At 25.4% G+C, this 24,437-nt stretch carries 25 protein-coding genes; 11 read left to right on the top strand and 14 right to left on the bottom strand.

What is annotated here, in order from left to right; all coding sequences use genetic code 11:
- Positions 1-529: 529 nt before the first annotated feature.
- The 5 genes from QZ146_RS01080 to rnz form a co-directional block, all read right to left on the bottom strand.
- Positions 530-655, bottom strand: coding sequence for a hypothetical protein (locus tag QZ146_RS01080; protein WP_295721618.1), 126 nt, complete (start codon positions 653-655; stop codon positions 530-532).
- 179 nt (positions 656-834) lie between these two features.
- Positions 835-1,008: a hypothetical protein gene (locus QZ146_RS01075; RefSeq protein ID WP_295721617.1), complete on the bottom strand. Its 174-nt coding sequence runs from the start codon at positions 1,006-1,008 to the stop codon at positions 835-837.
- Positions 1,009-1,526: 518 nt separating this feature from the next.
- Positions 1,527-2,444 (bottom strand): quinolinate synthase NadA, encoded by a 918-nt coding sequence (gene nadA, locus QZ146_RS01070; protein ID WP_295721615.1) that lies wholly within the window; start codon positions 2,442-2,444, stop codon positions 1,527-1,529.
- A gap of 356 nt (positions 2,445-2,800) precedes the next feature.
- Positions 2,801-3,562 (bottom strand): mechanosensitive ion channel family protein, encoded by a 762-nt coding sequence (locus QZ146_RS01065; protein ID WP_295721613.1) that lies wholly within the window; start codon positions 3,560-3,562, stop codon positions 2,801-2,803.
- 62 nt (positions 3,563-3,624) lie between these two features.
- Entirely contained in the window at positions 3,625-4,581 is a 957-nt protein-coding gene (gene rnz / locus QZ146_RS01060; protein ID WP_295721611.1) for a ribonuclease Z, read from the bottom strand.
- Between the two features lie 408 nt (positions 4,582-4,989).
- On the opposite strand from rnz, the gene nadC reads away from it, so the two are divergent.
- Entirely contained in the window at positions 4,990-5,832 is an 843-nt protein-coding gene (gene nadC / locus QZ146_RS01055; RefSeq protein ID WP_295721609.1) for a carboxylating nicotinate-nucleotide diphosphorylase, read from the top strand.
- Between the two features lie 132 nt (positions 5,833-5,964).
- Here the strand turns inward: nadC and QZ146_RS01050 are convergent, their stop codons facing one another.
- The gene (locus QZ146_RS01050) at positions 5,965-6,186 is read right to left on the bottom strand and encodes a hypothetical protein (protein ID WP_295721620.1); all 222 of its coding nucleotides are present in this window, start codon (positions 6,184-6,186) and stop codon (positions 5,965-5,967) included.
- A 744-nt stretch (positions 6,187-6,930) separates the two neighbouring features.
- Here QZ146_RS01050 and QZ146_RS01045 point away from each other — a divergent pair.
- Positions 6,931-7,392 carry a hypothetical protein gene (locus tag QZ146_RS01045; protein WP_295721607.1) on the top strand — a complete coding sequence of 154 codons (462 nt, stop codon included), beginning with the start codon at positions 6,931-6,933 and terminating at the stop codon, positions 7,390-7,392.
- Between the two features lie 302 nt (positions 7,393-7,694).
- Here the strand turns inward: QZ146_RS01045 and QZ146_RS01040 are convergent, their stop codons facing one another.
- From QZ146_RS01040 to QZ146_RS01030, 3 genes are all read right to left on the bottom strand, one after another.
- Positions 7,695-8,174: a bacterioferritin gene (locus tag QZ146_RS01040; protein ID WP_295721606.1), complete on the bottom strand. Its 480-nt coding sequence runs from the start codon at positions 8,172-8,174 to the stop codon at positions 7,695-7,697.
- Positions 8,175-8,256: 82 nt separating this feature from the next.
- Positions 8,257-8,703: a MarR family transcriptional regulator gene (locus QZ146_RS01035; protein WP_295721604.1), complete on the bottom strand. Its 447-nt coding sequence runs from the start codon at positions 8,701-8,703 to the stop codon at positions 8,257-8,259.
- Between the two features lie 191 nt (positions 8,704-8,894).
- Complete coding sequence (locus tag QZ146_RS01030) at positions 8,895-9,479, bottom strand: ZPR1 zinc finger domain-containing protein (RefSeq protein WP_295721602.1); 585 nt, start codon at positions 9,477-9,479, stop codon at positions 8,895-8,897.
- 359 nt (positions 9,480-9,838) lie between these two features.
- On the opposite strand from QZ146_RS01030, the gene QZ146_RS01025 reads away from it, so the two are divergent.
- On the top strand, positions 9,839-10,897 hold the full coding sequence (locus tag QZ146_RS01025; RefSeq protein WP_295721600.1) for a DUF1611 domain-containing protein: 1,059 nt from the start codon (positions 9,839-9,841) through the stop codon (positions 10,895-10,897).
- Positions 10,894-11,334, top strand: a complete 441-nt coding sequence (locus QZ146_RS01020) for a cell division protein SepF (RefSeq protein ID WP_295721598.1) — start codon at positions 10,894-10,896, stop codon at positions 11,332-11,334. Before QZ146_RS01025 ends, QZ146_RS01020 begins: the two co-directional genes overlap by 4 nt.
- A gap of 137 nt (positions 11,335-11,471) precedes the next feature.
- On the opposite strand, the gene QZ146_RS01015 is transcribed toward QZ146_RS01020, so the two are convergent.
- Positions 11,472-12,227, bottom strand: coding sequence for a TatD family hydrolase (locus QZ146_RS01015; protein WP_295721596.1), 756 nt, complete (start codon positions 12,225-12,227; stop codon positions 11,472-11,474).
- Between the two features lie 482 nt (positions 12,228-12,709).
- Between QZ146_RS01015 and QZ146_RS01010 the strand changes: the two genes are divergently transcribed.
- The 3 genes from QZ146_RS01010 to QZ146_RS01000 all read left to right on the top strand — a co-directional run bounded on the left by QZ146_RS01010 (position 12,710) and on the right by QZ146_RS01000 (position 15,156).
- Positions 12,710-13,576, top strand: a complete 867-nt coding sequence (locus tag QZ146_RS01010) for a winged helix-turn-helix domain-containing protein (RefSeq protein ID WP_295721595.1) — start codon at positions 12,710-12,712, stop codon at positions 13,574-13,576.
- Between the two features lie 274 nt (positions 13,577-13,850).
- Positions 13,851-14,669, top strand: a complete 819-nt coding sequence (locus QZ146_RS01005) for a winged helix-turn-helix domain-containing protein (protein ID WP_295721593.1) — start codon at positions 13,851-13,853, stop codon at positions 14,667-14,669.
- Between the two features lie 277 nt (positions 14,670-14,946).
- Positions 14,947-15,156 (top strand): hypothetical protein, encoded by a 210-nt coding sequence (locus QZ146_RS01000; RefSeq protein ID WP_295721591.1) that lies wholly within the window; start codon positions 14,947-14,949, stop codon positions 15,154-15,156.
- Positions 15,157-15,243: 87 nt separating this feature from the next.
- On the opposite strand, the gene glyS is transcribed toward QZ146_RS01000, so the two are convergent.
- The 4 genes from glyS to tfrB form a co-directional block, all read right to left on the bottom strand.
- Entirely contained in the window at positions 15,244-16,956 is a 1,713-nt protein-coding gene (gene glyS, locus QZ146_RS00995; protein WP_295721589.1) for a glycine--tRNA ligase, read from the bottom strand.
- A gap of 239 nt (positions 16,957-17,195) precedes the next feature.
- On the bottom strand, positions 17,196-17,777 hold the full coding sequence (gene dcd, locus QZ146_RS00990; RefSeq protein ID WP_295721587.1) for a dCTP deaminase: 582 nt from the start codon (positions 17,775-17,777) through the stop codon (positions 17,196-17,198).
- 160 nt (positions 17,778-17,937) lie between these two features.
- Positions 17,938-18,846 (bottom strand): RNA methyltransferase, encoded by a 909-nt coding sequence (locus tag QZ146_RS00985; protein WP_295721585.1) that lies wholly within the window; start codon positions 18,844-18,846, stop codon positions 17,938-17,940.
- Positions 18,847-18,877: 31 nt separating this feature from the next.
- Positions 18,878-20,365 (bottom strand): fumarate reductase (CoM/CoB) subunit TfrB, encoded by a 1,488-nt coding sequence (tfrB, locus tag QZ146_RS00980; protein WP_295721583.1) that lies wholly within the window; start codon positions 20,363-20,365, stop codon positions 18,878-18,880.
- Between the two features lie 660 nt (positions 20,366-21,025).
- Between tfrB and iorA the strand changes: the two genes are divergently transcribed.
- The 4 genes from iorA (at position 21,026) to QZ146_RS00960 (ending at position 24,384) form a co-directional block, all read left to right on the top strand.
- Positions 21,026-22,924 carry an indolepyruvate ferredoxin oxidoreductase subunit alpha gene (gene iorA / locus QZ146_RS00975; protein WP_295721580.1) on the top strand — a complete coding sequence of 633 codons (1,899 nt, stop codon included), beginning with the start codon at positions 21,026-21,028 and terminating at the stop codon, positions 22,922-22,924.
- 30 nt (positions 22,925-22,954) lie between these two features.
- Positions 22,955-23,545, top strand: a complete 591-nt coding sequence (locus QZ146_RS00970; protein ID WP_295721578.1) for an indolepyruvate oxidoreductase subunit beta — start codon at positions 22,955-22,957, stop codon at positions 23,543-23,545.
- Between the two features lie 108 nt (positions 23,546-23,653).
- Entirely contained in the window at positions 23,654-23,938 is a 285-nt protein-coding gene (locus tag QZ146_RS00965) for a hypothetical protein (protein WP_295721576.1), read from the top strand.
- 119 nt (positions 23,939-24,057) lie between these two features.
- A complete protein-coding gene (locus QZ146_RS00960) occupies positions 24,058-24,384 on the top strand; it encodes a hypothetical protein (protein WP_295721574.1) in 327 nt (108 codons plus the stop codon).
- Positions 24,385-24,437: the final 53 nt, after the last annotated feature.

Here is a 24,437-nt window from a genome sequence, read left to right as displayed (position 1 = left end):
AACCTGCAAATCAATTTACACTTAATCATCACATGCAGGAGCTTAAAAAATTAGATGAACAATCACATCAATTAGATAATATTTAATTTAACTCTATTTCTTTTTATTTTTTTAATTTAATTAAAATTTAAATTTAAATTTTTATGTTTAATTTAATTCTTTAAACCCATTTTACGAAACACAATACATTTCCTCATAATTATAATTTTTATATTTTGTTTGATATTTTAAAGGAAATAATTGTTTGAATAAAAATTTTAGTTTCTGAAACTTCATAATTATCACCATTAAATAAAAGTGAGAAGTTAGAAAACATATATCAAGTTAAAATTAAATTTCAAAAAATACCAAAATTGTTAATATTATATCATTATTATATTAATCCCTACCATAATAATGACCTAAAAAACAAGAACAGCCTATTATGACTTACCAATATACTAAGTTATAATAGAATATAGAACTTTAATACAATATAAATTTGATTCTTTAAACTCTTATTTTACGAAACAACTTTTAGTAGCATAATTTAATCCTTTTTCTTTGTTTTTGTTTTGTTCAATTTTCCCACTAAAATTTGTAAACTTCCAAGGTTACTTTTATTGTTACTTTCACTATAAAATTCTAATCTCCAGTTATCGCAAAAAAAAATCAATTTTATCACCTTTATTAGAAATATCTTTTTTATAAGGTTTTAAATCTCCTTTTAAATCTTCTGTAAAAATATCACTACTAACCGTTGATATTTTCCAGTTATTCACTTTTATGATAGAGTGTCTCTTCTTGCTATCTTTAATGTGATCATATTACTTACAAGCCGAAGACATAGATTTTTCACTCTGGTGGAGTATTGGTAGATAAAGTAGTATCATTTGTATAATTAATAATGAGATTTTCCGTCTGGGAAATACAATTAATAATCAAATCATTTAATTTACTTACTTCATTATTATTAAATTTTAGATGTTTAGGCTCCAAACCTTGAAATTGTTTTACCTCATCTATCAACCATCAAAAAAATACACTTTTTTAAAAAAATATTATAAAAATAATAAAATAAAATTAAATCTATATATTTTAAGTTTCTTCCTGTTCAGATGTTTCTTCTAATAAAATTGTGAAACTAGTATGTGTTTATCAACAGTTATACGTGAAGTAGATGTCTCAACCCTTCATATTTACAACAACTTCATAAGTATATCCAAAACATCAGTTATAGTAGTAACACTACTATCATCTGTAGTAGCAGTTTTATCTGTAAAGATACAACATCACCTTCTACAGGTTAACAAGGATCACCAGTTTCAACACTGAAACTTAAATCCCTTAAAACAATATCCTTATTTTTTCTGCAGTATCACATTCAATTTCACTTTTGATATAATTATAAAGACGCTTTCTGCTTCTACGAACAGAAACAGGAATTTCATTCCATTTTAATAAAACCAAAAAAATCACCAGATTAAAAAAAGATATTATAGAAATATATAAAATTAAAATAAATAAATAAAAAGTAAAAGTAGAAGCTATTTAGAAGCTTCTAACATTCTATTAACTGGTTTTTTACATTTTTCAACTAATTCTTCACTTAATACAATCTCTGGAGACTCCTCTTCAAGGCATGCTTTAAGTTTTTCAAGTGTATGATATTTCATAGTTTCACAGATAGCATCTTCTCTTAAAGGATAATAGGTTTTATCTGGAACTTCAAGCTCAAGTCTTGAGATAATATCTATTTCTGTTCCAAGGACAAATTCATCGTGAGAAGATTCTTTAATATGTGTCATTATTCCCCCAGTACTTAAAACGAAATCAGCAGTAAGTTGTACTTCTTTGTCTGTTTCTGGATGAACTAGTATTTGAGCATTAGGATATTTTTTTCTTGCAGATACAATATCTTCAATTGTCAACATTTTATGCACACAACAGTGTCCGTCTATAGGTATTGGAATAAGTTTTTTATCTGTAAATTCTTCTGTATATTTTGCAAGATTAGCATCAGGTCCAAAAAGAACAGTATCTTCATCAAGTACATTAATAATCCTTTTCACATTTCCACTTGTAACTAATAAGTCACTTTCAGCTTTTGCATCAGCAGTACTATTAACATATAATACTACTGCAGCATTAGGATATTTTTCTTTCGCCTCTTCTATTTCACTTTTAGATAACATATTTGCCATTGGACAATCTGCATCACGATCAGGCATTAATATTTTTTTATCAGGATTTAAAATATATGCAGTTTCAGCCATGAAATCTACACCACAAAATACTAAAATGTCTTTATCTTTAATTTCGCTAGCTTTAATACATAATTCTAGAGAATCTCCAATAAAATCAGCTATTTCCATTATCTCTTTTCTTTGATAATTATGTGCAAGTATTATTGCATTTTTTTTATCTTTAAGTTCAATAATTTCTTTTTGCAATTTGCTTAACATTTTCTCACTCAAATAATTTTGTAAATAATTTGGGTAAATAAATTTAATTTTATTATATTAATCATTATTTATAAATTAATTGACTTATATTTTTAAAATAATCATATCTGCCATTTTGAAAATTTTTAAAAATTAGTTGATTTTCTTTATTTTTAATTTAGAGCATTTTTTTAAATATTTTGATTTTTTGAAAATTTTATTTTAAAAAACCAATATTATATTTTACAAATATTTTAGGAAAAATTTTCAAATATTTTTTAAAAAATTATTAATAAAAAACTTAAGAGGGCTTTTTTTAAAAAAAATAAACTATTTTAATTAATAAACTTAATTAAATTTTTTTTTAAATAAATAAACTATGTATCCATCTCATTTAAAATTTTACGAGAAATATTTCCAATAATTACTCTATTTCTTTCAATATTTTTCTGATTTTTTACTCCAATATATAGTTTGGATTTTATACCTAAATCATTAATTTCAATAATATTCATTTTATTTTTATGTTTAGTATTTACAAAATCTAGTTTTTCACATTCTTCTATAATTCGTTTTTCATATTTTTCAATATCAATATTAAGTTTTAAATATATTATTAATGTAAGAACAACTGGTAGTTCATTAGTATTGTTTTTATAAACTTTTGTACTTAAAATAGAATTTGGTATTGTTACAATAACATTATCTGAGCTTTGAAGGGTAATTTTTCGAAATGTAATATTTGTCACTGTTCCCTGTATATTATCCACTACAATCTCATCTCCAACTTTAATACTCTTATCGGTCACTACAAATAGTCCACTCATAAAGTTGGAAATTATGTCTTTTGCTGCAAAACCTATAATAATACTTATGATTCCAACACTTAGAAGAATTCCTCTAATGTCTATTCCAACAATGTCTAAAATAAGCAGTAGCGCAATGAAATAAATTGTATATTGTAATAAATCTCTTATAATGTAGGGTGTTGTCATATCTAAATCTTCTTTCTTATTCAGATGTTTCATTATAAAAGTAATTAACCTTAGAAGAATTGTAGTTAATATAATAATCACTAAAATATATACAACCATTTCAAAAGTATTATGTGGTTTTGTAATAAAATTTATAATGTCCATAATTTCATGCTTTTTATTTTTTCATATTAATTTTTTTATTTAAAAGAATTCTATATTTATATTTATCCAATAAAGTTTTTACTAATAATAAGTTTATATTTATCGTCACCTTTAGCTTTTTCATCTTTAACTATTTCAACATTCATAAAATCATAAGCTATTTCTACATTATCAAAAACTTCAGATGCTTCTTTTTTAAAAGGATTTAAATCAGTATATCTATTACTAAAATGGGTTAATATTAGATTTTCCACAGATGCGTCTCGTCCAATTGATGCGGCTTGAATTGCCGTTGAGTGGCCATTTTCATATGCCTTGTCCATATCCTCTTCAAGAAATGTTGCCTCATGAATAAGTAGCGTACTGTTTTTTGCAAGTTGAATCATAGCCTCACATGGTTTACTATCTCCAGAGTAACAAAGTTTCATACCCTCTCTTGCAGGGCCTAAAACTTCCGGATTAATGGTTTTACCATCAACTTCTACTGACTGGCCACTGTGAAGTTTTCCAAAATCGGGACCGACTTTTACACCTAAAGCGATAGCTTTTTCCCTTATAAATCTAGGCATTTTCTTTTCTTCAATGGTATATGAATAGTTTAAAAGATTATGCTCGGTTTTAGCTGTTTTAACAATATAATCTTCATTTTCAATCACAGTTCCTTCTTGGATTTCTATTATATTAACTTCAAAATTTACAGGATTAAACCCATTATTAAATATACAGTCTTTAATTTTTAAAAGTCCCTTTGGCCCATATATTGTAAGTGGTTTTTCTCTTCCTCTAAAACCCATAGACTGTATAAGACCTGGAAGACCTAAAATATGATCACCATGCAAATGACTTATAAATATTTTGCTGATTTTCATGGGGGATATATTTGTGAAATTTAATTGTCTTTGGGTTGATTCACCACAGTCAAATAAAAATATTTCTCCAAATGCCTTAACAGCAATTGATGTGTGATTTCTATTTTTAGATGGTATTGCAGATGCAGTTCCAAGAAATGTTATTTCCATTATATCCCTTTTTGAATTTATTATATTTTTAAATTATATTTAATTATTATATTGAAGTAAAAATAATAAATCATCTATATTATCTAATAAATTTATTCTTTATTAATATTTTATCTAAAATAAATCACCTATATTATCTAATAAATTTATTCTTTATTAATATTTTATCTAAAATAATAAATCATCTATAATAAATAAATTATCTAAAAAGTATTAAATTATTAAAATAAATAAATTATATTAATTTATTAGTAATTATAATTAATATACTATTATAACTATTATAATTTTACTACAATAATTTTTTTAATTATATAAATAATCATTATCTAATGTATTATAAGTGTTATTAAATTATTATAATTTTTATTTAAGGATTTTATTAAAATTAATTAATCGTGTGGTTTCATGAAGAATATAATAAATTATATATTAGAAGAAGATGAAGGATTTTCGGATATTACTTCAAACGCTTTAATTGATAAAGACCTTATTGTCAGTGGAAAGATTATCTCAAAAGATCAGGGTATTGTAGCAGGAATGGATATTGTTTATGATTTATTTGATAAAAAAGGTGTTGAGGTTACTAAATTAGTTGAAGATGGTTCATTGATAAATAAAGGCGATGTATTATTAGAACTATTAGGCAATGCTCGTGATATTTTACTTTTAGAGAGAACTGCACTAAACATATCTATGAGAATGTCTGGTGTTGCAACAAGTACCTATAATATTACTAAAAAAGTACATAATATCAATCCAAATATTAGTATTGCAGGCACACGTAAAACTTCTCCTGCTTTTGCAAAATTTGATAAGGAAGCTATTTTAATTGGTGGTGGAGATACTCATAGATTTGCACTTGATGATATGGTTTTAATTAAAGATAATCATATTGCTGCTGTTGGGTCTCTTGAGCAAGCTCTTAAAAGAGCCATTAAAAATACTAGTTTCACGAAAAAAATAGAAATTGAAGTTGAAAATATTGATGATGCAGTATTAGTGGCTCAAATGGGTGCTGATATTGTAATGCTTGATAATTTCACTCCTGAAAAGGTATCTAATAGTATTGATAAATTAACAGAACTTAATCTTAGGGATAAAGTCTTAATTGAAGTTTCAGGTGGCATTAATGAAAATAATATTTTAGATTATGCAGGGTTAAATATTGATATAATTTCTCTTGGAGCTTTAACTCATTCATCAAGAAGTTTAGATTTTAGCTTAAGAATTGATAAGGTTAAATTTTAACTATTTTATCAATTTTTATTATGCTATAATTTTATTCAGTATAAAACATTTAACTAAATTTCTAAGACTCATATTTCAGGGCTTAAAAATTTTTATATATAGAAAATTTCTACAAATTTTTAATTGATTAATTCATAGTTTATTTAAAAATTCATCAATAAATTTTGCAGCCATTTGTGAACTAATTTCTAAAAATTCTTCAAAACTAAGTTGATTATCTTTTTCATATGATGAATCGGATATTGCTCTAATTACTAAAAATGGCACATTACATAAATGACATACTTGTGAAATAGCTGCACCCTCTATTTCTACACATAATGCATCAAATTTTGTATTGATTTTTTCCCCCATATCTAAATGTATTTTTAGGAGCATTATTCATATCACTAGAATTTAACTCAAAAACAGCCATACAACAATTATCTGAGAACTGAAAAATTCAGACCCCTAATATTAATTTATTTAATTTATATTAATTTATAATGATGGAATTATATTAATTATCTTAAAAAATAAGTGTCTTTTTTCAAGAAGGGGTATATATAATATATATTTGGTGTTTTGTTCATTTTTTTTTTAAATTTTATCTTTCATTTTTTTTAATTTTTTTTTCAATATTTCTAAAAAAGTTTTTTTTTATTTCTTTTTTAATCTAAAATTTTGTTTTAGATTTTTAGAGATATAATATGGATTTATACCGCTGTTTAAACTATTTATTTTTAATTTTAAGAGTATTATTATAATTAAGCCTTAGTTAATAAATAATGACTTTCTTTAGCAAATGAACATTATCTTCATAGTTTTTTTAAATTTTAAACATTTTTAAATTCTTTCAATTTTTTTTATAAAAACTCTTTTTCAATTTTTATTAACTTTTCATTATATGGATTCCAGATGTAATTATTTTAATAGTTGCGTATATTTCTATAAAAATAATTGATTATTATTTGAAATTAACGATATATTTATATATTATTTAATTCAAATTTATTAGTAGGTATTGATGATGTTAACTTTTTATTGTAATTATTCTAATAAGTTTTCTTAAATTCAATACAGTATTTTTTATTTAAAAAATATAAAGGAGTCTATATTATGGCTGATGAATTTGAAAATGAAGAATTAGTCCAAGGGGAAGAAATAGAAATGGAGGATGAAGAAGTCTTAGATGAAGATGAGGAATCATTACCTTTCGCTAAAGCAGAAGTTGTTCGTTTAATGAAAGATAATCTTGATGACGACAAAATGATTAGGGAAAGAGTAAAAGTAGAAATGAATAAATTCTTAGGCGACATCCTTAAAAATGTATGTAAACAATTAAATGAATATCCATACACAACCATTGAATATGAAATGTTAAAAGAGTCAACTTATCCTTATACTAATATTGAAAGAATCAATCAAGAAAAAGAAAGAATTTTATTACATCTTGAAGCGATTAAAGCTGACTGTGATGCATTATCCATGGATGTCAAAAAGACTCTTAAATTAAAAGATACTGCTGAGGAAGAAGATTTCACTCTCTTTGGTGAGGAAGAAGAAGAGGAAGATTTATAAATTTTCCCTTCTATACTTTTTAATTTCCAATACTATTTTTTTATCTATCAAATTTTAATTATCATTATTATTAATTTTTATATTATTTTTTATAAATCAAGTTCTTTTTTAACTATAATGATAATGTAATTCTATTTAATTTATTTGTTTAAACTTTTGATATTGTAAATATGGGCAAAATAGATAATAATCTAAAATTATGATAAGAATAAGTAAAATAAATGAGAATTAATGAGAATAAGTGAAATTAAATAAAATAAAAATTAAATAAAAATAAATTTGAAATATTTAAAAAAATTATTTTATTCAGCAGCTGGGTCATTGATTAATAATTGGGTTAGGTAGTTTTCTTTTCCAATCATTTTACATAGGTCAAGTTGCTGTTCACTCCAGTACATATCTTCTTCTTCATCTTTGAGATATACTTTCATCAAGTCATAGGTTGTTGCATCAAAAATTCCAGAATCCATTATCTGGTTTAAATATGCAATACCTTCAACGGATACATTGTAATCATGCTCAATAAATTCAATAATGTCTGTGAAAATTGGTTGTGCTTCCTGTGCTTCTTGTTTAATTTCTCCACCTAAATCAAGAATTCTATCCATAAACTGTTCTACGAAATCCATTTCTTCAGTTGCATGAGCTGCATACTTTTCCCCTAGTGCTTCAAATCCTAATCCCGCAAATATTTTAGATTGGATTCGGTGTCCAAAGGAATTTGCAGATAAACCGGTTACAATCATTTGTAATGCTTCTATAGTTTTTTCTTTATCAGTCATAATTTTCACCTTTATATTGAATTTTAATTAATAATCTTAAGTACAATTGTCTTTTTTATTTTTCATTCATATTTAAGTTTTACTAATATTCAGCTGCACCTTCACAAAAGACATATAACATTTCTTTAAATTTTATTTTATCTTCATTAGAATAATCTTTAAAAATTTCAGATTCTCCATCATAAATAATATTTAGCAGTTTCTTAAAAATCTGTTCACCTTCATCTGTTAAGCGAAGAGATTTTTTGCCTTTATCATTTTTTAAAAATTCACGTTTTATATAACCGTTTTTTTCCAGTCTTTTAATAATTTGAGCTACATTTGCTTCTGAAACATATAGTAAATTTGCTAATTCTTTTTGTGAAATGTTTTCATGATAGAATATATTGGACAGATATGTAAAATCCCTTGGAGTGATATTTTTGAAATTTTCCTTTAAAAAATTATCATGAAGTACATTGATATAATTAATAAAATAAAAAAACGGGGTACTTTTTAATCTATCTTCATCAAAATTTAAATTAACCATAAAACTCTCCTAAAAATCAATAATGTCTTGTTTGAATTTTATAAAAATATTTTCATAAATGCTATTTAAAACTATTTTTCTAATATAAGGACGAATTAAATAAATATCAACATCCTTGGTTGCAATATAAGTTTTAAATAAGTTTTATTTAATTTATTAAAAATTTAGTTTATCAAATTAAGCTTAAAAGACTATTCTCTTTTTTCAAGTTCATCTTTTTCAATTATGGTAAAACCTGTTTGAAGTTGTGACAGTTCTTCTTCTGTAAGAGGGACACTGCTAGCTTTTAAATCTGCTATTTTACTTTGCCCATAAGGATCTTCTATAATTAATGTAGCTTCAGCCCTACCTTCTAAAATATCTTCTAAAAAGTTTAAGGTTTCTTCAATATTTTTTTGAGATTCTTCATCTGTGTATAAGACTTTAGCTCTATTAGTTGCACTAATGAATCTTGTTATAACTCCTTCTACATTGGATACATATCCCTGTGATTTTGGACCAGGTTCTACTTTAATACCAGCTTCTGGAATTGAGACAGTGGATGTTTGTGAGCGGACCACTCTTGAATCAAGATTTTCTTCTGTAATTTTTAATGTATGTTTTGCAGGATCATTTTTCTCAACACTCATTACATCACTATGTTTAAATCCGCAATGTTCGCATATAATTGAATTTTCAACTACCTCTCCAAAATAGGGAATATTGGATGTATCAATTTTTGATATTGCACCTGCTTTTGCACCACATACTGGACAATCCACTCTCATCTCTGCCATTTTATCACTTTTTTTTTAAAATTATTTAAATAATGTATTAATTATACTTATATCAAAATCTTTTTTTTGATTTTTTTTTTAATAATTTTTATATATTATTTTAGTCAAATTAATTATAGATTTTTTTAACATTTTTTTTAAAATCTATTAAAATAATTTTTATTAAATTTTATTAAAATATTTATTTTATTAATATATTTAATATATATATTAATAATTAACAATATTTAATAATAATAAAAATAATAAATTTATTTAGAAAAAATTATAAGCTAATTTTTTATAAATAAGTGTATAATTTTATTTTTCATTATATAATTATTATCAAAATTTTTAATTATTTTTATAGGAGTGGTATATTGTATTCAATTACTTCTGTTAAAGAAATTCAAGATTTAAATCCATTTATAGTAGTTGGATGTGGAGGAGGAGGAGAAAAATTCTCCAATCTTGAAGGTGTTGAAACTGTAGGTTTCATTGATGATGATGTTAATAAACAGGGCAAGCCATTTATGGGTTTTACTGTTGCTGACTCTTTGGAAACTGCACTTAAACAAGACAGCTCTGCAAATAGTGTAGCTATTATGTTGCCAATTGGGGCTGAAGGTTCAGCACTTAAATATGCAGTTCAAGCTATAGATCATGGAAAAAATGTTATATGTTCATTCAGATCATTATCCATCGAAGATAACCTTGCTTTATCTAAATTTGCTAGTAAAAAAAATGTTCTAATTAAAGAGATTAATTCAAGGTTAGATGTTGTCAAAAAAATTATGGGTGTAGCTCCAGAAAAATGTACTGAAGTTTTACCAAAAATTTCATACACTCCTAAGGCAAAAGTTATTTTTATCGGTGGAACATCACAAGAATGTGGTAAAAGAACTACTACTAGGCTTTTAGGTGAAGAAGCAAGAAAAAGAGGAATGAAGATAAGCATTATTTCTACTGATGAAATGGGTTTAGAACCACCTACTGATTTTAATTTTAGAGCTGGAAGTTTATCTGTTATGGATGTTCCTTCTGCAGTTTTAGGTTCTATTAAGTACTGTGATGAAACTGAAGAACCTGAATTTATTTTTGTTGAAGGACAATCAAGTTTAACTGAAGATGGAAATCCTCACCCTAGAGGTTTATCTGCTTCAATTTTAGTTGGTGCTCATCCTGATGCAGTAATTGTTGGTCATAGGCCAAATCATCCATACCGTGAACCAAGAGATATTGAGACTGAAATTAGAGCTATTGAAGCTATTGAACCTACTAAGGTTATAGCTCTTTCCATAAACCTTTTCAATGCTGGTGACTTAAAATTGGATGATTTTGAAAATAAATATGAGTTACCTGCAGTTGATATGCGTAATGGAGGAGCTTCTAGATTATTAGATGTTATTTTGGATTATTTTGGGGAGAATAAAAAATGAGTTTTTTGGGAAATGTAAAAAGGAGTTTAGGATTTGAAGGAGATATGAATAATCCGGGAAATGAGGAACCTATTAATTATAGCGATCTTTCCCATACTCCATCTCCGGATTTAAATAGTGCTTATGCTTATTCTATGAATGCATATGATTTAGACCCTATTACTCCACAAGAAAATTTATATGGTATAATTTTAATTAGGCCAAGAGATACTGATGATATGGATTATGTATTTGATCAAGTGGTTCAAGCAGGTAATCCTGTAATTATTGATTTATCTGAGTTAAAAAGAACTCAAAGTGGTGACTATAGGATAGCTGGGGAAATGTTAACTGCGCTTAGAACAGAACATAAGGCTCATGCAATTTTACTTAATAATAGTAATGATAAATCTTTAATTCTCATTGCTCCTGAGTCAGTTAATATAGTTAGAAAATAATTTTTTTAACTTTTCAATTTTTTTATACTTTTTTAATTAATAATTTATTTTTCTTTGTTTTATTTTGTTTTAATTAGTTTTTATTTATATATACTATTAATCTTTATTTTACTATATATTTCATATTATGACTTAGATTAAAGATTAAAGAATTTAATAGCATTTTCATGGGATATTTTATTTATTTCACTTTTTTTATAATTTAATTTATCAAGTTCTCTAATTGTTTTAACAACTGATAAAGGGTCTGAGGGTTTATTGCTCATATCACTATTTAATAAAAATTTATCAAAGCCATAATTATCTAGAATATCTATTGCTTCATCTACATTCATTTTTTGTGGTTGAACTGTAAGGCCTAAAGTATATCCATCATCAATCACATCTCCAATCACATTTTTGTTAATATGGTCTATTACAACTAGTTTAGGGTCAATATTATTATTAACCACTTTTTTAATTTCAGATAATACTGCTCTTTTGTTTTTACGTGGTGTATGTATAATAACTTTTGTATTAGTCTCATCTGCAATTATTAACTGTTGTTTGAATATTTCATATTCTGTATCTGTTAAATTTTCTAGGCCTATCTCTCCAATAGCAATAATCTCATCATTTTCAATATATTTATATAGATTTTCATAGATTAATTCAGGATTAATTTCAGTATTTGTAGGATGTATTCCTAAGGCTACTTTCAAATCAAGACCATATTTTTTAGCTCTTTTTGTATCATAGTTTAATATTCTCTCTAAATGATTTAAATAAACTATTTCATTCATTAAGTGATATGGGTAATATGCACAGCTAATTACTGTATCTATTCCTGAGGTATACATCAGTTCAAAATCCTCACTACTTCTTGAATCACAATGTGTATGGCAATCAATCATCTTTTCATCACGAGTTTAATTTTATTAATATTCATATTTTCATTTATAATTAAAGTTTAATAAATTTTATTTAAATATTTTTTAAATTTAATTATATGTTCGTATATCTACAAATATTTATTAATTTTTAATTTTAATAAAAATCTATTATTTGATTGTATATATACAAACTGTTCGAAATATAACAAACAATTAAATTATAATTAAAGCTCCATAATCTTTATATACTTATTCTAACAAGTATTATATATTGAAAATTATTTTTATTTTTTTAAAAAATACTTTCTTTAATTATTTAATAATTTTTTTTAAATAATTAAATTACTTTAATTTTGTAATTTTTTAAATATTAAAAATCTTTTTCACACTTAAAATAAGATATAATATTTATTTATATTTATTTTTAAGACATTCTGTTTTATAAGTTTTTATTTCCTTTTAATTATTGGTTTTTATTCAAATTTAATATAAAAGGGATTTTAATGAAAAATAATCGAAATAAGGATTATAAAAATAATTTTACAAGTAAATATGTTAGAAAATCAGAAAAAGTTTTTAATGTTATATCTAAAGCAAGTGCAGATTATAAATTTCTAATTTTAAAATCATTAAATGAACATAATGCTTCATTAAAAGTTCTGCATATAGATACTGGTTTAAATTATCCTAGTTTGAATTATAATATTAAGTATTTGAGAAATAATGGATTAATTTATAAAATTGGTTCAGATTATGCAATTTCAAATTTAGGTAAAATACTTTTTTTAAATCTTCTTCAATTAAAAGAAGCAATTGATGTTACAGAAAATTATGAATATTTCTTAATCAATCATAATATTAACCATATTCCTAAAGAAAGTTTAGTACATATTTCAAGTTTAAAAGAGGCATCTATATATGAACTTCCAAGAACTGATATTTTCGCTTTAGAGAAAATGGTATCAGATATTATGGATAAAAGTTCATACCTACATTTTATTATTTCAGAGATTAATAAAATTTACATTAATTCTATTTCTTCAATGCTTCAAAGACATATTCCTGTTACTCTTATAATTCCTGAAGAGTTAAGATATAAATTTATGAATTCTATGGATGGAGAAATCTTGCAAAATGCATTTAATGAAAAGATCTTTAGATTGATTACAACATCTGATAAAATCGAATTCAATCTTTTTTTAACAGATTTTGTAATGGGATTAAATTTGTTTTTTGAAAATGGTAATCTAGATAAAAATAATGTTTTAATTTCAAAGGATGAAAATTCTAGATTGTGGGCTAAATCTATTTTTGAAGAGTGTTTTGATAGTGCAGATTCTAAATTTGGTGCTAATACAGTTATTTTTTAATTATACTTTAATATTTTTTTATTTATTTAATTTAAATTGAATTTAATTTAAGTTATTATTTTAAATTTTAATTTATTTTAATTTAAGTTATTATTTTAAATTTTAATTTATTTTAATTTAAGTTATTATTTTAAATTTTAATTTGTTTCAGCATGTATTTTTAAATTAAATAGAATAGATTTTAATTTTCATTATGATGTTTATAAGTTTTATAACTGCTTCTAATATTATGTTTTTATTTTAAAATTCTTTGATTTATTAATTGGGTGATACGATGGATAGTACTGGTTTAAATAAGAAAATGAAAGCAATATTAAATTCTAAAATTAAATCTTTAATATTTTTGGATGTTATTGAAAGTCCTAAAACTTTTAAAGACTTGAAAAGGTGGAGTTGCCAATCAACAGTTTCTAATGTGATTAATTTTTTTGAATATAATAATATATTTGAATTAAATGATGATGATAAATACTGTCTAAGTTCTGAAGGTAAAATTATTTCAGTAAATTATCTAAATTTTTTAGATTCTCTACCTGTTGGAGATATGGTTACTTTTTGGTCTAATCATTCTATAAAAGATATTCCAAATTTCTTATTTTATGATTTAAATCTTCTTGAAAATGGTACTTTAAATGAATATGATAATACTTATCCTGAAAAATCATTTGAAATATATGAAGGATTGGTTAAAGATAGTAAAATCCTTAATATAGTTTTATCTGTTTGTTCTTCAAAACATGTAGAAATTTTAAATGAGTTTATAAATAGAAATCCTTTTTATAATCTGAATTTAATTTTAAATCAGGATATATATTTAGAACTTTGTCAAAATTATAAAAATGAATTTGAAACAATCAGATCCTCAAGTAAAACAGCTATTTATATTGCTGATGTAAATTTTGATATTTTCTTAAATGTTGGTGATAATTTTATGAGTTTAAATCTTTCATACATTGATGGAAATTATGATAATGATGTAATATTTTATGATAAATCTAGGGGAGGTATAAAATGGGGTTTAAAATTATTCGAATATTGTTTAGACCAATCTCAATTTTTAGAAAATAATGATTTTTTAGATATTGAAGAATAATGAATATAAGTAATTTTCTTTATTTTATTATTTTTTTATTATATTTTCTTATTTTTGTAATATTTTAACTTAAATTAAAAATTATTGCAGTATTAAGATTATGACTTTGAAAGTTATATTATAAAGACTTAACTTTAACATTAGACTCATAATATAAAGAATAATTATGATTTCTCATTAATTATGGGTAGCTAAACTTATTTACAAGATTAACTAAACTTAAGGGTATTTCCAATACTTGCTGAAGTAGAAAAAAGAGTAGATATGACTGGTTATAATGATTATCAAAAAAAGAATTTATGGGTTTTTAACTGAACGTCTTTTTGATGTGTGGATGGATAGGCAAAATCTGAAAGTTAAGGAATGTGAACTTAAAGTCAATGGAGTAAGACTTAATATTCATATGTGGATTGTTAAAAGAGTTATTGTCAGATGGGCTTATGTTCATATTTATAGGGGATTATTGAATAAAAATATGAAACGTTAGAATTCTTAACTTTAATTGAATATATGCACTAATATTTATTTTACACGGTCAATGGATAAAAAGATAAAAAAATGAATTAAATAAATTTTAGTCTTTTTTGTTAAAATAGTTTTCAACAAAATTATTTAACTCATCTATTTTTATTCTCTTTTGTTTTTCACTATCTCTATATCTAACAGTTACATCATCAGTTTCATTAGAGTCAAAATCTACTGTAATGGCAAGAGGCACACCAATTTCATCAGATTTAGCATATCTTTTACCAATAGAACCTGCTGTACTGTAATCTACATTGAAACCTTCTTTTCTTAAATTTTCAGTTATTTCAAATCCTATTTTTGTAAGTGGTGTTTTATTTAAAAGAGGAAATACACTTATTTCAATAGGTGCAATGGTTTTTTCAAATTTGAAATAATCTTTTTCATCAGTTTCAGTAAATGAATGGAGAAGGGTACAGTATAATATACGGTCTATGCCAAAAGATGGTTCAATAACATGCGGTGTGATTTTTTCTCCTTTAACTTCTTCTTCTATTTCCTCAAAACTTAAATGTTCAGCTAATAGTTCTAAATCTTTATCTAATTTTATAATATATTTACCTTCCTTGTCAATTGCAGCTTTAAGGTCTTTAATTTCCTCATCATTTAAATTTTCAAGGAAGGTTTTCACTTTAGGACTGTCCTGTTTAAATGACGGCCCAAATTTAGCCATATTTGGTTTTATAACTGTTTTTTTAACTAGTTTAGGTTCATCGTAAGGAATGTAAACATTTAAATCTTCATTACTTTCTTTTGTATGGGAGCTTAAATCATAATCTCCTCTATCTGCTATACCAATAATCTCAACCCATCCATATTGGTCGGTTTTACATTCAACATCCCAACAGTCAAGTGCATAATGTGCCATTTCTCCTGGAAGATGTTGTCTAAATCTTAAAGCTTCATCTGGAATTCCTATATCATATAAGAATTTTCTTGCAAGATATAATTGGTAAATAAGCATCTCGCTTGATATAATGCCTTCATCTAATGCGACTTGTCCTGTAACAACAATCTCTTCTTTTTCATTTTTTTGAACATCTTGGGAGGATAATCTGAATTTTTCATCTTTTATATTCTCAAATTTGGGATGAGTTTTATCTTGAGGGTTTAAGAATATTTCTGCTTCCGCCTGTGTAAATTCTCTTAGTCTTATGACTCCTTGTCTTGGAGAAATTTCATTTCGGTATGCTTTTCCAAGTTGTACTACTCCAAAAGGTAATCTTCCACCAAAATATCTGGATAATCTTTTAAATAAAATGAATATTCCTTGTGCAGTTTCAGGTCTCATATATCCAATTTTATTTCCTTTTGCACCAATTTGGGTTTTAAACATTAAGTTGTAATCCCATATTTTAGAAAGTTTCCCTCCACATTCACTACAGCTAATATTATTTTCTAAGACAATTTCATCTAATTTTTCATTTGGAAAACTTTCAACATCTTTACCGATTGCTTCTTCAATAATATGATCTGCTCTAAAGACTTCTCCACAGTCTTCACATTTACACATGGGGTCTGTAAAATTATCAACATGTCCTGACGCTTTTAACACTTCTTTAGGCATAACTGTAGGCCCTTCTATTTCTCTAAATCCTTCGCCTACAATATATTGTTTTCTCCATTTTTGCATAATATTATTTTTTAAACTTGCACCTAGAGGTCCATAATCGGTAAATCCAGAAACCCCAGAATATATCTCATATGAAGGCCAAAGGAATCCTCTTTTTCTACTTACATTTGTCATTTTTTCATGATTCATATAATAGCTCCAAAATAATAGTTTTAATTTTTATATAAAAAATTTTCATTAATTATAATTAGGTTATGTTTATTTATTTTTAGATAAAATTTTCATTTTATCTCAGAAATAATTTAAAGAATTAGAAATTTTTGATTAATTAGTTAATAAATTTATAATTAATTAAATTAATTAAATTCAAATTTAATTTGATTTTAAATAAAAAATTTTTAATCTTAAACTATAAATAAATTATTTATTTATTTTAATTCATAGTCCTGTTTTATACGACTACTTTCAGGACTTTTTTGGCCCATATATTTACTTTTTCTATCTGGATGGCCATATGGTCTTTTAGAAGGACTAGTCATTGTTTCAAAAACAATTTGACATACTCTTTGACCAGGATATAATGCTACTGACATTGCACCAATATTGGATATTTCTAATGTGATTTTACCTTCAAAACCAGGATCAATAAATCCTGCAGTTACATGCATAGTAACTCCAAGTCTACCCATTGAGGAACGACCTTCAACACGAGCAACTAAATCCTCTGGAACTTTAACATATTCGTATGTTGTTGCAAGTGCAAATTCGTTTGGATGTATAATAAATGCATCATTCTCTTCTACAACCATAGATTCCATATATGATGCAATTTCTTCAGGGTCTTTAGGATCAATATATGGTTTACTAATAACTTTAAATACTTTAAATTCATCTCCAAGTCTCATATCGATGGAAGAGGGTTGTATTTGTTCTTCATCAATTATTGGGTCTATAACAATTTTTCCTTCGTTTAAATATTTTTTAAGGTCTTTATCACTTAATATGCCCATGCACATTCCTCTAATTCACTTTTTTTAAAAAATTTTGAATTATTATAAAATTTTATATTAATATTAATTTATCAATTTCATAATTTAAAAATTTAATTAATATGATTATATTTTTTAAATAATTATTTTAGCTCTAATACAGTTTTGTATAAATAGAATATTATTTTTTATTAATTAAATCTTCTTTAATATGTCTTAAAATCCCCATAAATGTATGAGCTTCACGTCCTGTTATAAATGCGCGGTTAATAATATTTTTAAAAGTTTTATTTCCATTTCTTTTTTTGTGTTCTGGAATATCTAAATTATCAATTAAATCATTCATACTTTTAAGAAGGTATTCTTTTTCAATATGTGTACTTTCATCTAAACCTTCTTTTGGAAAGCTATTTCTATTTTTAAATATTTCATAAAAAATAATTGCAGCTGCATGGGTAATGTTCATAACCGGATAAGTAGGGTCTGTTGGAATAGAGACAATAATGTCGCATTTGTCTATTTCATCGTTATTAAGTCCATCTCCTTCTCTTCCAAATAATATTGCAATTTTATTGTTAGGGTTCATTTTAACAGATAATTCTTCAGGTTTAATTGGTATTCTTGAAAGATTATAACTTCCTCCAGGAGTACCTGTACTTCCTATAATAAAATCTATTCCTTTACTTTCAAGGAAATGTTCTAGGGTGTCATATATTTCGGCTGTTTCAACAATCTCTTTTGCATGCATTGACTGGTAATATGCATCTTCTTTAAGTTTACAAGGATTAATTAAAATAAGATTTTTAAGTCCAAAATTAGCCATGGTTCTAGCTAGAAATCCTACATTTCCTGAGGTTTCACATTCTACAAAAACAACATAAAGGTTTTCTCTAAGTTCTTTTGCAGCTTCTGAATAGTTATTATCATTTTTAACTATTCCTCTCTTTGTTGAAATGGATTTTGTTTTAGTTTTAGGGCATGTTTCATCAGTTTTCTTTTCTTTATCTTTATTCTCTTCGTCACTTTCAACAATAGGGTTGGTTTCAATTATTACTTCTTCTTCAGTTGCTGTGTCTGTCATATTTACCACCTATTTTAAAGAAAATAAATCATTTAATTAATTAACTGTATGCTTCTTTGAGTAGTTCAATTAAGTTTATAACATTAATATTCGTAAGCCCTTCTGCATCTAGGCCATCTTGGATATTACGTTGACAAAATGGACAAATACTTAAAACAGTTTCTGCACTGGTTTTCTTTATTTCATTTACTCTATCTTTTGAGAGTGCCATAGCGATTTCAGGTTTTCCAGATTTTACTCCACCTCCAGCTCCACAGCATTGTGCTGGATGTTCAAGTTCGTTAAATTCAACACCTGGAATCATTTCTATGATTTTTCGAGGTTGATTGACCACTCCTTGTCCTCTAATTAAGTGACATGGGTCATGCCAAGTAACTGTTTTATTAAGTTTTTTCATTTTGCTTGTATCAAGTTTATCGACTAAGAATTCACTTACATCCATTATATTACTATTAAATCCATAATTAGGATAATCATTTTTAAGTGTAGCTCCACATCCTGCACAGATTGTAATAATTGTATCATAATCCTTAAAGACTTCCTTGTTTATATCTACTAATTTCTTTATTATGTCAGTTTGTCCAGTTCTTAGAAGTGGTGAACCACAACAAACCTGACCTTTTGGAACATCAATATCAATGTTATTAGCTTTACAAACATCAATTAATGCATATCCAACATGAGGAAGTCTATAATCAACCATACAGCCGGTAAATAATGCAACTTTAGACTTTTTATCATTTTTTTCTTTATTAATATCTTTAACAAAACTACCAATTTTTTCATCATAATTAACAGAACGATTAGTTTCACTAATACTTTTCTTTATGGCTTTATGTGCATCTAAAGGCCCTAAATCTCCTTTAACAAGTTTTGATCTTAATTTTTCAATAGCTTTTCCATAAATGCAAATGTTTTTAGGACATACTTCTTCACATTTTCTACAACTAGTACAATCATATACTCCTTCATCAAGTAGTTGAACTAAACGGTCAGACTCATTACGAGGGTCATATTCAAATTTAGACAAATATCTCATAAAATAAGGTCCTGCATAGTCATCTTTAAAATCCTTTACAACAGGACATGTTGAAAGACATGAATAACATTCAATACATGTTCTAAGTTTTCGTGTATCTTCAGTATCTTCAGGACTTAAATCAAGATTTAACTCATGGGGTTCATCGTTATTTAATTGAAGATTTAAATCTTTAGTTTTTTTCTCCCACTGGCTTCTATCAACAATTAAATCTTTAATTACAGGTAAGTCTAAAGGTTCGATAATGTCATTATCATTAATTTCTTCTTTACATGCAAGAGCACCACACCCATTAACTTTTAGACTACATGAACCACATTGGCCTGCTCTACAGGAACTTCTAAAACTAATGTCTTCATTATATTTTTTATTAATTACAGTTAATCCATCTAAAATTTTCATTTGTTCCGTTTTTTCAATTTCATAACTTTCAAAATGAGGTTTCTCATCTTTAGTTGGATTAAACCTTAATACTTTTACAGTTATCATAATAAACCTACCTTCTAATTTATGAATGAATAAAAAGAGATAATTTTTAAATATTTTTTTTTTAAATAAGATTGTTTGTAATTTAAATTAAATCAGTTATTATTATTTTATATTTTAAATAATATAATTTTTATTAGTATTTTTTAAATTTTTTTAAATTTTTTTATTTTTTGAAAATGCATTACGTAATTTTATAGAATTATAAAGGTTCAAAAATATAAACAATTTTTAACTATTTTTATCTCATGTTTTAAGGCTATTTATTTATTTTAAATTTAAAATTACTTGAATATCTTTTTTATATCTATGTTTTTATTGAGGATTAGTTTTTTTTAAATTTTAAAACTTAAGAAATATTTAAAAATGAGTTTAAAATTGTTTTTCTCAGTAATAATATTATTTATTTTTTATGGTGTCTGCATAAAGTCTAAAACTTTTTTTTAAAACATCTTAATGGCTTTATTTTAGAAATAAAGAAAGAATTTATTTAAAAAATATATTTTTGGCCAACACTCTTTAATAGAATATATTACTTTATATATTCAAAGGAAGATAAATAATATAGTTTAATAAATAGATTATGATTTTTTAAAAATTTTATTATCAGTCTAATATTTAAAATTTAATTATTACTTTTATTTAGAAATTTAGAGGTATATTATGGCTTATAATCAATTAGTTAATGGTAAAAAAGGAGAAAAACATTTTCTACTAGGTAATGAAGCTGCTGTAAGAGGTGCAATTGAAGCTGGAATATCTGTTGCAGCTACTTATCCTGGAACTCCTTCATCTGAAATTGGAAATACATTATCATTTATTGCAAAGGATGCAGGTGTATATTTTGAATTTTCAACTAATGAAAAAGTTGCTATGGAGATTGCAGCTACATCAGCTGTAAGTGGTCTTAGATCATTTACATTTATGAAGCATGTAGGTTTGAATGTTGCATCTGATTCATTTGTTACTACTGCATATTCTGGTGTTAAGGGAGGTATGGTTATTCTTGTTGCTGATGATCCGTCTGTTTTTTCATCTCAAAATGAACAAGATACAAGAAATTATGCTCGCCTTGCAAATATGCCAATACTTGAACCTTCTAATCCTCAAGAGGTAAAAGACATGATGGTTTATGGATTTGAATTATCTGAAGAATTGGAAATTCCGGTCATAATTAGAACCACTACTCGTGTATCTCATATGAGGGGAATTGTTGAATTTGGAGATATTAAATCTCAAAAGGGTAAAACTGTTGAAGGAAAACATTATAATAGGGGTTATTTTAATAAGGACCCTAAATCTTATATTCCGGTTCCTGTAAATGTGATAGTAATGCATAAAATATTAAGTGAAAAAATTGAAAAATTTCAAAATAATATATCTTCACTTAATATTAATGAAGTCGTTGAAATTAAAGACAATGCTAAAATCGGGGTAATTTCTTCAAGTAGTGCTTATAATTATGCTTATGATGTTGCATCTTTGGATAATTTAGATATGAAAATTTTAAAATTAACGCTTTCCTATCCGACACCTTATGATTTAATTTATGAGTTTATTAAAGATTTAGATAGGGTATTTGTTATTGAAGAAGTTGACCCTATTTGTGAAAGGGATGTTCTTCTTACAGTTGGAATGAATGGATTAAATATCCCAGTTCATGGTAAATTAGATAAAACATTCCCAATGGTTGAGGAATTTAACTGTGATATTGTAAGAGAGGGTTTTATCAAAATATTAAATTATACAGATGAAAATTTTTCACTTTCACATACTCAATCATTAGAAAAAGTTATTGGGGACTTACCAACAAGAGCAGCAACATTATGTGCAGGATGTTCTCATAGAGCAACCTATTATGGCGTTAAACAAGCATTAAAAGAATCTAACATAAGTGAAGATGAAGTGATTTTTGCATCTGATATTGGATGTTATACTCTTGGAATCAATCCTCCTTATAATGCGGCTGATTATCTTTTAAGTATGGGTTCAAGTATAGGTGATGGTTGTGGATTTGCAGTGGCAACAGATCAAAAAGTTATAAGTTTTATTGGAGATTCAACATTTTTCCATAGTGGAATTTCACCATTAATTAATGGAGTGCATAATAAACAGAATTTTATTGTCACTATTTTGGATAATCGTATAACTGCAATGACTGGCGGTCAACCTAATCCAGGTATGCCTGTAGATGGTATGGGGGATGAATCACCTGAAATTTCAATAAGGGAACTTGCCCTAGCATCTGGTGCTAGTTTTGTACGTGTAATTAATCCATTAAACTTAAAACAAACCGTTGACACATATAAAAAAGCTTTAGAAAATGAGGGAGTTTCAGTAATCATCGCAAAATCTCCATGTACTTTAATTAAAGGATTTAATAAGAAACCTCCTATTAAAGTAAACTATGATAAATGTAAAAATTGTGATTCATGTATTAATAATTTAGCATGTCCTGCTATAAGTAAAATTAAAGGTAAAGTCGTGGTTGACACATCAATGTGTAATGGTTGTTCTATATGTAGTCAAATATGTGATTATAATGCATTTGAAACTATTTAATAAATATTATTGAATTAAGAGGTTATAATTATGGTTAAAGATAATTATTCAATTTATATATGTGGGGTAGGTGGTCAAGGTATTATTAAAACTTCTACAATAATTGGTGAAGCAGCAATGAACGAGGGTTTAAATGTTGTTATGAGTGAAATTCATGGAATGAGTCAAAGAGGAGGTTCTGTATCAACTGAAATTAAAATAGGTGAATATAAAAGTTCAATTATTGAAAAAAATACTGCAAGTATGATTCTTGCTTTTGAACCTTCGGAAGTAGTAAGAGGATTATCTAAAGCAAATAAAGACACTTACTTGGTTTTCAATACACATCCCATTGTCCCGGCACAAATTGCAGGAACTAATTCTTATCCTAGTGTTGATTCAATTATTAGTTCTCTAAAGGAAAATTATAATAATGTATATCCCGTTTCTGGTAATCATTATGCTGAAGAATCAGGCAGTATTTTATCATTAAATATGGTTCTTCTTGGCTCTGCAGTAGCTGTTTTTAATTTTCCATTAGATAAAGAAAATATTATTAAAGCTATGAAGAATAATTTAAATGAAAAATTCCATAAAATGAATCTTAAAGCATTTGAATATGGGTACAATGCTATTAAATAATTTATCCATTTATCTTAATTTTAAACTAAAAGATAAAACATTTAAATAATTGTATTTAAAATTATTATTAGTTAATTATATTTTTCAATTTTATATTAAGGTGAAGCAATGTCATATAAAATTAATAACGCTATAATCAAAAGAAAAAATGATGGTTCCAATCAATTTGATTTAGTTGATCCAGATGGAATTTTTGATAATAAAGAAGTTTTAGTTGCTATTGATAGTGATGATTTAATCACTATACAATTATTGATTAATGGAATTATTGAAAATGATTTTAAAAATTGGAATGAAATAAATCAATTTGGTGAAAATGAAAGTATTAAAAATTTATTTATTAAATTAGGTTATTCAAAAGAAGATTTAATTAAATTATTAAAAAGTTTATAAAGTTCCATATTAAAAAATTTATAGATAATTTTATATGTAATAATTATGTATTAATAATTTATATGATAATACTGTTTGACTTAGTATTATTTAAAAAATTTTAGAATTTTGGTGGTAATATGCCTGAATTTAAATTGACTAATATTGATAGTTTCACTGATTGTGAAATCATTATGGCTGTTGATTTTGATGATGATAATCAGGTGGAAAACCAGGAATTTTATACAGGATCTGATTGGTCTGATAATCCTGCAGATTTAAGAGAAAACACGACCTTTATTTGTGATGAAGACGAACAGGAAGATTGGAATAATTTCTTTAATGGTTTTATGTATTTGCTTGAAAATGGGGAATTAATTGAGGAATTAAAAGACCTTAAAGAAAGAGATGATTCTTATACTTTTGATGATGAAGGAATAAAAATAGTTTTAACTGAAGAAGATTAATTTATTAATAATTTTTTTATTCTTTTTTATATTAGATTAAGTATTTTCTATAT

It is taken from the genome of uncultured Methanobrevibacter sp., assembly GCF_905235195.1.
Taxonomy (GTDB): Archaea; Methanobacteriota; Methanobacteria; order Methanobacteriales; family Methanobacteriaceae; genus Methanarmilla.
This window is presented reverse-complemented; position numbering and strand designations above follow the sequence as displayed.